Genomic DNA, 8989 nt, shown 5'->3' with positions numbered 1-8989 from the left:
AGAAAAGAGAAGGGAGGGGGGACACCCCCCAACACCCCCCCCCCCCACCACGAAGAAGGCAGAAGGGAAAGAGAGAGGGGGGGCCGGTCCCCAAACCCCCCCCCCCCCCCTTCGTCGTCGCAGGAAGAACTACTCGGCGGCCGCCACCAGTTCGCGGCACCGCTTGACATCCTCGCCCATCTGCTCGAGCAGGGCCTCCAGCGAGTCGAACTTCGCCTGGCCGCGCACGAAGGAGAGAAAGTCGACGGCCACGTGCAGGCCGTACAGGTCGAGGCCGACGCGGTCGATGGCGTACGCCTCCACCGTGCGCTCGGTGCCGTCGAACTGCGGGTTGGTGCCGACGGAGATCGCCGCCGGCATCGCCTCGCCCTGGGCGTGCAGCCAGCCGGCGTAGACACCGTCGGCGGGGATGGCGGTGTGGGGCAGCGTCTCGACGTTGGCCGTCGGGAAGCCCAGTTCACGGCCGCGCTGGGCGCCGCGCACCACCACGCCCTCCACCCGGTGCGGACGGCCCAGGATCTCCGCCGCGCCCTCGACGTCGCCCCCGGCGACCAGGCGCCGGGTCAGGGTGGAGGAGAAGGGCTCGCCGCCGCCCGCCTCGCCGCTCACGTACAGGTCGACGACCTCGACGTCGAAGTCGTAGACCTTGCCCTGCTCGACGAGGAAGTCGACGTTGCCCGCGGCCTTGTGGCCGAAGCGGAAGTTGGGGCCCTCGACGACCGCCTTGGCGTGCAGCTTGTCGACCAGGACCTTGACCACGAAGTCGGCCGGCGACAGCTTCGAGAACTCGGTGGTGAAGGGGAGGATGAGGACCGCGTCCACACCCAGCCCGGCCATCAGCTCGGCGCGGCGGTGGTGCGGGGCGAGCAGCGGCGGGTGGCTGCCCGGGCGGACGACCTCGCTGGGGTGCGGGTCGAAGGTGACGACCACGGAGGGAACGCCCAGCTCCCGCGCGCGGTCCACGGCATGCCGGATGATCAGCTGGTGACCGCGGTGGACGCCGTCGTAGGAACCGATGGTGACGACGCTGCGCCCCCAGTCCTCGGGGATGTCCTCCAAGCCACGCCAGCGCTGCACTGTGACCGCTCCTCGAACCCGTATCCGTATCTTTCGACCTCTTACGCAGGTCTAAGGGTGCCATGCCGGGCGCGAACCGCCCTCATCGGCATGGTGGCTGTGACCCGACGCACGCGGCGGCACGGCTCAGGCGGGCACGCGCACGCCCGAAAGGTTCTCGATCGTCCGGCGGGCGCTGGGACCGACCACCGCGGCCCAGGCCTGGGGAGCGTCGGCCAGCCAGCCGGCCATGCGGGCGGCGAAGCCGGGGACGTGCCGGCCCAGGTCGACCAGGCCGCGGTCGAAGCGGGTCGCGCCGTCCGGAGTGCGGACCAGGAGCAGGCCGGTGCGGTGCACGAGGTCGCGCGCGTCGTCCCCGGAACGCCGTCCCGTGGCGTGCAGCAGGGCGTCCAGGACGGCCGGGGCCTGCTCGTGGGCGAGGAGGAAGTCCAGCAGTTCGCGGCGCAGCAGGAGGGAGGCGGGTGCGCCGGGGGCGGCGAGGACGGCGGCGAGCGCGGCCCGCACCTCTTCCGGGCCGCCGTCGAGGAGGCCGGTGACCAGGGGCTGGAGCACGGCCCGGGCGGGCGGTCCCTGGTCGAGCCGCCGGTCGACGTAGGCGGCCACGTCCGCGGCGGTCTCCGGGTGCTCCCGCACCGCCTCGCGCACCAGGACGGCGACCCTGCGCGCGAGCGAGGGCGTGGTGACGTCGGCGAGGGTGCGCAGCGCACGGCCGGCGTCCGGCCTGCGCAGCCGCTCGCGGAAGGCGTCGAGGACCGGCTCCGGGTGCGTGGCCAGGGCGGGGACCAGTGCGCTCGGCGGGAAGCGCGGGTCGTCGGCCGCGAAGTGCCGCAGCGCCCGCGGGAGATGGCGGGCACGCGTGCGTGGATCGCGTACGAGGAGGGCGAGCGCGCCGCCGTGCAGGGTGGAGTCGGCGGGGCGCGCCAGCAGGGCGAGGGCGGCGTAGCGCAGCAGTTCGCGATCGGCCTCGGACCGGACGTGCGGCGCCGCGCACAGGCCGTACGCCACCGCCGCCACCCGCCGCGCGGGCCGCTCGTCGTGCGCCCACCGGTCGACGGCCCGGCACACGGCCGAGGGCTCGTCCTCCGCCAGGACGGCCAGCAGCTCGTCGGCCCGCCGGTGCGCGCTGTCGACGAGCACCTCGGTCAGCTCGTCCAGGGCGAGGTGCCGGTGGGTGTGCAGCAGCGCCTGCGCCGCCTTGGCGACGGTCGCATGCGGCGTCGCGGGCAGCGGCCGGTCGTCGTCGAACCAGAGCGCGAGGAGGGGCTGTACGGCGGTGGGGTCCGCGGCCAGGAGGCCGGAGGCGGCGTCCAGGAAGCGCGGACCGGTCTCCTGCGGAGGGCCGTCGGCGAGGAGGAGACGGCGCAGCAGATCGAGGCGGCCGGCCTGCGGGAGGGCCAGGGCGGTCCAGAAACCGGGGGCGAAGGCGGCCAGGGGGTCGGAGGTGGGGACGGGGGCAGTTCCGGTGGCGGGAGCGGTGCCAGTGGCCGTGGCGGGGCGCGAATCGCCCTTGTCCGACGGGGAGTTCGGGCCGCCCTGCTGCGATGCCGCCACAGGCCCGTCGCCGCCCTCCCGGAATGCCGCCGCGGGCCCGTCGCCACCCCGCCCCCGCACCTCCACCAGCCGCTCCACCAGCAGGCTCAGGACGTCCTCGTACGGTGTGGCGTCCGGGACGCGGAGCAGGGTCTCGGTGAGGAGGCGGGCGGCCCACCAGGAGTGCGGGTCCGTGTCCAGGGCGAACGCCAACTCCCGCAGGCGGTCGGCGAGTCGGCGGGGTCCGTGCTGCCGGGCGAGCAGGAGCAGGGCCTCGACGACGGGGCCGATGCGGTGGTGCGGGACGGCCAGGAGGCGGTCGCCGCCCGGCGCGCGGTGGTGGACCAGCACCTTGAGGGCCTCGCCGAGGTCGAGGTGCATGCCCTGGATCCAGTCGGCGAGCTCCTCGTGGGCGAAGCGGTAGCCGCCGCCCGCGGGGACCAGCAGGCCCTCGGTGAGCACGGCGGACGCCCAGCCGGTGCCGCCGCCCAGCCGCGCGGGTGCCTGGCCCCAGGGGAACACCGCCTCGAACGTCTCCCGGTCCAGCTCGCCCTGCCCCGGGCCGAGGCTGCGGCGGGCGGCCTCGTGGACCTGCCCGGCGACCTTCGCGGCGAGGCGCCGTACGGCCGTGCCGCGCAGGCCGTTCTCGGCGGCCAGCCGGACGGCGATGCGCAGGCACATCAGGTCGAGGTGCGCGGAGAGGACGTCGTCGCGGTCCACGCGCGCGTGAGAGGCGTCGGGGAGGGCGGCGCGGACCTCCGAGAGCAGCCGGAGGGTGAGGGGGTGGCAGGCGTCGCCGTCGGCCAGGGCGTCCTCGGCGATGCCGTACCGCGCGCGGGCCGTGCGCGCCTCGTCCGCGGACAGGTCGCCGAGGCGCACGCACGCCGGCAGCCCTCCGCGGGCGGCCGCGCCGTACAGCGACCCTGCCGGGAACTCGGCCCCGGCCCGCTCCCAGTACTCCGCCCGGCACGCCACCACCAGCCGCGCCCCCGTCTCCTCCAGCCAGTCCGCCGTGCCCCACGTCCACTCCCGCAGCCGGTGGGCCAGGACGGGTGGCATCTCCTCGGGGCCGTCCAGGAGGAGCAGCAGCGGGCGGCCCGCGGCGCGTGCCACGCCGGCCAGGCGCTCCGGCGTGAGGTCGCCGAGCTCGCCGGGCGGCCCGGACGCCGCGACGATGCGCGCGGCCCGGGTCAGTGCCCGGCGGGCCGCGTCCGCGACCGAGGTGTCGTCGTCCTTCAGGTCGGCGCCGCGCAGCCACAGGGTCGGGGCCGGTGCGGCACCGCGGGCGCGCCGGGCGGCGAGCGACGCCAGTTCCGTCGTACGGCCGCTGCCCGGTGCCCCGACGAGGCCGAGGACGGCCTCCGGGCCGCGCTCGAAGGCGGCGAACTCCCGTGCCGTCACCTGCCGTTCGACCGGCTCGACGGTGTCGCCCGCCGGTCCGACGTGGGTCGCCAGTGCTCCGGGCGGTCCGTCCTGGCCGACCGACGTGGCCGTCAGCTCCAGGACGCCCGCCAGGTTGAGGTCGGCTCCGTAGGCCGGCACCGTCGCCGCGTTCCGGGCGAGCAGGTCGGTGAGCGGGCCGCCGGGGGCGGGGCGGAGCGGGACGGCGAAGCCGACGTCGCGGTGGCCGGAGTGCAGCGCGGTGCCGAGGACGCCGACCACGGCGCCGGTCCCGGCGTCGAGCACCGGTCCCCCGGCCGCGCCGCCGCCCAGCCGCAGCGCGTCGCGGCCGTCCGTGCCGATCGCCAGCTCCATCGCCTCGTCGAGGAGATGGAAGCGGTCGGTCGCCGCGTACGTCACGGACGTCGCGTGCAGCACCCGCGCCTCTCGCCAGCATCCGGCCGCGATCCGCACGTACGTGCCCGACTCGACGCGGTCGCGCACCGTGACGGGCAGCGGGTCCACGTCCAGACCCTCGGTGCGCACGAGCGCCAGGTCCAGGGCCGGAAGCGGGGTCACCGCGTCCGCGGTCACCAGGCAGGTGCGGTCGCCGGCGGCGTGCAGGACCAGCCGGGCGAGGCCGTCGACGGCCTCGTGGCTGGTGATCACGGTGCCGTGGTGGTCGGCCACGAAGCCGGTGCCGCGGGGGCGCCCGGCCAGGTCGCGGATGCGGACCACGGCGGCGTCCGGCGCCAGGGAGTCCTCCGCACGCGCGCCCGAGGCCCGCGCGTCGTCCGTCTGCCGGCGTCCGCCCCCGGGCGCCCGCGGGCCCCGTCCCGCCATGGCCGAACCTCCCCGCCGTACACCTGTGCCCACCCTTCGACGGTAAGCGCGTGGTGATCAGCGGGACAGATCGCGGGACGAACGCGCCCCCTTCCGCTCCCTCGGTTCACTCCGAGCGCCTGCCCGCACGGGTGAACAGGCGGGGGCCGGTGGATACACCCTAGGGGTGGGGGAACCGAGGGGGGACCGTGGAGCGGCGGCGCAACCCCGTGATCGCCGCTCCACGGACACACGGCCCCGGTGTCCGCGCACTGCCTCAGCCGAAGACGGCCAGGCTCTTCGCCTTGCCCTTCTGCTCCTCGACGAGCGCGAGCAGGCGCCCCTCGGGGTCGAAGACGGCCACCGGGCCGCCGCCGGCGTACATCTCGGGCATCTCCAGCCGTACGCCGTTGGTGAGCAGCCGGGCCCTGCGGGCGTCCACGTTCCAGCGCGGGAACGCGGCGGCGGCCGCCTCGCCGATCGGCAGCACGGTCAGCTCCTGCTGGAGCTGCTCCAGCGTCCGGGCGGTGTCCAGCTTGTACGGGCCGACGCGGGTGCGGCGCAGCGCGGTGAGGTGGCCGCCGACGCCCAGGTCGGCGCCCAGGTCCCGGGCCAGGGCCCGGATGTAGGTGCCGGAGGAGCAGACGACGGAGACCACGAGGTCCACCACCGGGGTGCCGTCCTCGGCGACGGCGTCGCGCATGTCGTACACCGCGAAGGACGAGACGGTGACCGGCCGCGCCGGGATCTCGAACTCCTCGCCCTCCCGGGCCCGCTTGTAGGAGCGCACGCCGTCGATCTTGATGGCGCTCACCTTGGACGGCACCTGCATGATGTCGCCGGTCAGCTTGGCGATCCCGGCGTCGACGGCCTCGCGGGTGACCTTCGAGGCATCCTGCGACCCGGTGATCTCGCCCTCTGCGTCGTCCGTGACCGTGGTCTGCCCGAGGCGGATGGTGCCCAGGTACTCCTTCTCGGTCAGCGCGAGGTGACCGAGCAGTTTGGTGGCCCGCTCGACGCCGAGGACGAGCACGCCCGTCGCCATGGGGTCGAGGGTGCCGGCGTGCCCGACGCGGCGGGTGCGGGCGATGCCGCGCATCTTGGCGACCACGTCGTGCGAGGTGAAGCCCGACGGTTTGTCGACGACGACAAGCCCGTCGGGCGTCCGGTTCTTCTCGGTCATTCGGCGGTGTCGTCCTCGTCCTCACCCGGCTTCTTGTACGGGTCCGCCTCGCCGGCGTAGGCGGCACCGGCCGAGACCTCGCGCACCTTCGCGTCGGACTGGCGCGCCTTGTCGAGGAGGTCCTCGATGGTCCGGGCGTTGTCCGGCAGGGCGTCGGCCACGAACGTCAGCGTCGGCGTGAACTTCACGCCCGCCGCCGCGCCGACCGCGGAGCGCAGCACGCCCTTGGCGCTCTCCAGACCGGCGGCCGCGGCCGTCCGCTCCTCGTCGTCCCCGTACACCGTGTAGAAGACGGTCGCCTCCCTCAGGTCCCCGGTGACCCGGGTGTCCGTGATGGTGACGTGCGAGCCGAGCCGCGGGTCCTTGATCCCGCGCTGCAGCTTCTGGGCCACCACCTCTCGGATGAGGTCCGCCAGCCTCTTGGCACGCGCGTTGTCGGCCACTGGTCCGTCTCCTTAAGTGCTTACTTCTTGCTTCAGTCTTCGTCGCTGTGGAGCCTGCGTCGAACCGAGAGCAGTTCCACCTCGGGCCGCCCGGCGACCAGCCGCTCGCAGCGGTCCAGTACGTCGGTGAGGTGCCCCCATTCCCCCGAGACCACCGCGAGCCCGATCTCGGCCCTGCGATGGAGGTCCTGATGATCCGTCTCCGCCGCGCTCACCGCGTACTTCCGCTGGAGCTCGGCCACGATCGGACGGACGAGAGCGCGTTTCTCCTTGAGCGAGTGGACGTCGCCGAGGAGCAGGTCGAAGGACAGAGTCCCCACATACATGTGTGTACCCGGATGTCCCGCCGGTTCGGGGTATGGGCGTCGCTGCGACGCCGATACCGGAACCGTACACGCAACGGCCGGGGCCGATCGACGGAAATTCGCTCCCGCCGACCGGCCCCGATCGCGTGCTGGATCAGACGCGCGGCTTCTCCCGCATCTCGTACGTCGCGATGACGTCGTCGACCTTGATGTCGTTGAAGTTGCCGAGGTTGATACCGCCCTCGAACCCTTCGCGGATCTCGGTGACGTCGTCCTTGAAGCGACGCAGACCCTCGATGTTGAGGTTCTCCGCGATGACCTTGCCGTCGCGGACCAGGCGCGCCTTGGTGTTGCGCTTGACCTCGCCGGAGCGGATGAGAACACCCGCGATGTTGCCCAGCTTGGACGACTTGAAGACCTCGCGGATCTCCGCCGTACCGAGCTCGACCTCCTCGAACTCCGGCTTCAGCATGCCCTTCAGGGCCGCCTCGATCTCCTCGATCGCCTGGTAGATGACCGAGTAGTACCGGACGTCCACGCCCTCGCGCTCGGCCATCTGCGCCGCGCGGCCTGCCGCACGGACGTTGAAGCCGATCACGATGGCGTCCGAGCCCATCGCCAGGTCGATGTCCGACTCCGTGACCGCACCGACGCCGCGGTGCAGGACGCGGATGTCGACCTCTTCGCCGACGTCCAGCTGGAGCAGGGACGACTCGAGCGCCTCGACGGAGCCGGAAGCGTCACCCTTGATGATGAGGTTGAGCTGCTGGACCTCGCCGGCCTTGAGCACCTTGTCCAGGTCCTCGAGGGAGACACGGCGCGTGCGCTTGGCGAACGCGGCGTTGCGCTCACGGGCGGCGCGCTTCTCGGCGATCTGACGGGCCGTACGGTCCTCGTCGACCACCAGGAAGTTGTCGCCCGCACCCGGGACGTTGGTCAGGCCCAGGACCTGGACCGGCGTCGACGGGCCGGCCTCGGCGACGTTGTTGCCGTTGTCGTCGAGCATGGCGCGGACGCGGCCGTAGGCGTCGCCCACGACCATCGTGTCGCCGACCCGCAGGGTGCCTCGCTGGACGAGCACCGTCGACACGGCACCGCGGCCGCGGTCGAGGCGGGACTCGATGGAGATGCCCTGCGCGTCCTGGTTCGGGTTGGCCCGCAGGTCGAGCGAGGCGTCCGCGGTGAGGACCACGGCCTCCAGCAGCGAGTCGATGTGCAGACCCTGCTTGGCGGAGATGTCGACGAACATGGTGTCGCCGCCGTACTCCTCGGCCACCAGGCCGTACTCGGTCAGCTGACCGCGCACCTTGGTCGGGTCGGCGCCCTCGACGTCGATCTTGTTGACCGCGACGACGATCGGGACGTCGGCCGCCTTGGCGTGGTTGAGCGCCTCGACCGTCTGCGGCATGACGCCGTCGTTGGCCGCGACGACCAGGATCGCGATGTCGGTCGACTTCGCACCACGGGCACGCATGGCGGTGAACGCCTCGTGACCCGGGGTGTCGATGAAGGTGATCTTGCGCTCTTCGTCGTTGACCTCGGTCGCGACCTGGTAGGCACCGATGTGCTGGGTGATGCCGCCGGCCTCGCCCGCGATGACGTTCGTCTTGCGGATGGCGTCGAGCAGTCGGGTCTTACCGTGGTCGACGTGACCCATGACGGTCACGACCGGCGGACGGACGACCAGGTCCTCTTCGCCGCCCTCGTCCTCGCCGAACTCGATGTCGAAGGACTCGAGCAGCTCGCGGTCCTCCTCCTCGGGGCTGACGATCTGAACCGTGTAGTTCATCTCGTCGGCGAGGAGCTGCAGCGTCTCGTCGGAGACGGACTGCGTGGCCGTGACCATCTCGCCGAGGTTCATCATGACCGCGACGAGCGACGCCGGGTTGGCGTTGATCTTCTCCGCGAAGTCGGTGAGGGAGGCACCGCGCGACAGGCGAATGGACTCGCCGTTGCCGCGAGGCAGCATCACGCCGCCGACCGACGGGGCCTGCATGGCCTCGTACTCCTGGCGCCTCTGCCGCTTCGACTTGCGGCCGCGGCGCGCGGGACCGCCGGGACGGCCGAAGGCGCCCTGCGTGCCACCACGACCGCCCGGACCACCGGGACGACCGCCGAAGCCGGGACGGCCACCGCCGCCACCGGGACCACCGGGACGGCCGGCGAAGCCGCCACCGCCACCGCCGCCACCGGGACGACCGGCGAAACCGCCGCCACCGCCGCCACCGGGACGACCGGCGAAGCCGCCA

The 8989-nt window shown here is 73.5% G+C and carries 6 protein-coding genes; all 6 read right to left on the bottom strand.

Annotation, left to right across the window (positions count from 1 at the left end; all coding sequences use genetic code 11):
• Window positions 1-129: 129 nt before the first annotated feature.
• Complete coding sequence (locus ACFU97_RS44680) at window positions 130-1077, bottom strand: bifunctional riboflavin kinase/FAD synthetase (protein ID WP_384268713.1); 948 nt, start codon at window positions 1075-1077, stop codon at window positions 130-132.
• A gap of 126 nt (window positions 1078-1203) precedes the next feature.
• Window positions 1204-4830 carry a trypsin-like peptidase domain-containing protein gene (locus tag ACFU97_RS44675; protein WP_384268711.1) on the bottom strand — a complete coding sequence of 1209 codons (3627 nt, stop codon included), beginning with the start codon at window positions 4828-4830 and terminating at the stop codon, window positions 1204-1206.
• A gap of 256 nt (window positions 4831-5086) precedes the next feature.
• Window positions 5087-5992, bottom strand: coding sequence for a tRNA pseudouridine(55) synthase TruB (gene truB, locus ACFU97_RS44670; RefSeq protein ID WP_384268709.1), 906 nt, complete (start codon window positions 5990-5992; stop codon window positions 5087-5089).
• Complete coding sequence (gene rbfA / locus ACFU97_RS44665; protein ID WP_384268708.1) at window positions 5989-6435, bottom strand: 30S ribosome-binding factor RbfA; 447 nt, start codon at window positions 6433-6435, stop codon at window positions 5989-5991. The genes truB and rbfA overlap by 4 nt, the downstream gene beginning before the upstream one ends.
• Window positions 6436-6467: 32 nt before the next feature.
• Window positions 6468-6761 (bottom strand): DUF503 domain-containing protein, encoded by a 294-nt coding sequence (locus tag ACFU97_RS44660; RefSeq protein WP_384268706.1) that lies wholly within the window; start codon window positions 6759-6761, stop codon window positions 6468-6470.
• Between the two features lie 133 nt (window positions 6762-6894).
• Window positions 6895-8989, bottom strand: a 2095-nt coding sequence (gene infB, locus ACFU97_RS44655; RefSeq protein ID WP_384268704.1) for a translation initiation factor IF-2, incomplete at its 5' end; no start/stop codon positions are given.

Source organism: Streptomyces sp. NPDC057616, assembly GCF_042800575.1.
GTDB lineage: Bacteria > Actinomycetota > Actinomycetes > Streptomycetales > Streptomycetaceae > Streptomyces.
The sequence above is the reverse complement of the archived record's forward strand: the minus strand, read 5'-3'. Positions and strand labels throughout refer to the sequence as shown.